General features: G+C 57.3%; 2 tRNA genes and 1 rRNA gene. All 3 read right to left on the bottom strand.

From position 1 onward, the window contains the following. Window positions 1–134: 134 nt before the first annotated feature. A tRNA-Ala gene (locus tag ABD903_RS11105) sits at window positions 135–208 on the bottom strand. A 37-nt stretch (window positions 209–245) separates the two neighbouring features. Next, window positions 246–319 (bottom strand) — tRNA-Ile (locus ABD903_RS11100). 127 nt (window positions 320–446) lie between these two features. Then, window positions 447–506, bottom strand: a 16S ribosomal RNA gene (locus tag ABD903_RS11095); the annotation flags it as partial.

Here is a 506-nt window from a genome sequence, read left to right as displayed (position 1 = left end):
CCCTTCCGAAAAAGGGCGGCATTTGTTCTCTTTGTTATTTGCTTGCCGTTACGTCAAAGAACGTGCGACGCGCCTGCTGCGCATCGGAGCGGTACCCAGCCCAACGGCTGCGTACCTGTACTACTATAGGAGTGTGGAGAATAACGGATTCGAACCGTTGACCCCCTGCGTGCAAGGCAGGTGCTCTAGCCAGCTGAGCTAATCCCCCGTGTTCCGTTTCCCGCAAGGCCGTTCGCCGTGCGACGTGGGCCTGCGTGGACTCGAACCACGGACCTCGACATTATCAGTGTCGCGCTCTAACCACCTGAGCTACAAGCCCGGGTCTTCGCCGCCCCAGGCGGCGAATCCTCGTACTCCAAAAATCGTTTGAGCGAGTGTGAAAACAACTTGGTCATGCACCAAGCAAAGCGAACGACATCCCCATCGGCGTAACAAAAGCGCTCCAGAAAGGAGGTGATCCAGCCGCACCTTCCGGTACGGCTACCTTGTTACGACTTAGCCCCAGT

Origin of the sequence: Hymenobacter koreensis (assembly GCF_039541855.1) — a bacterium.
Taxonomy (GTDB): Bacteria; Bacteroidota; Bacteroidia; order Cytophagales; family Hymenobacteraceae; genus Solirubrum; species Solirubrum koreensis.
Note: the sequence above shows the minus strand (reverse complement) of the source record. Positions and strands in the feature narration are given on the sequence as shown.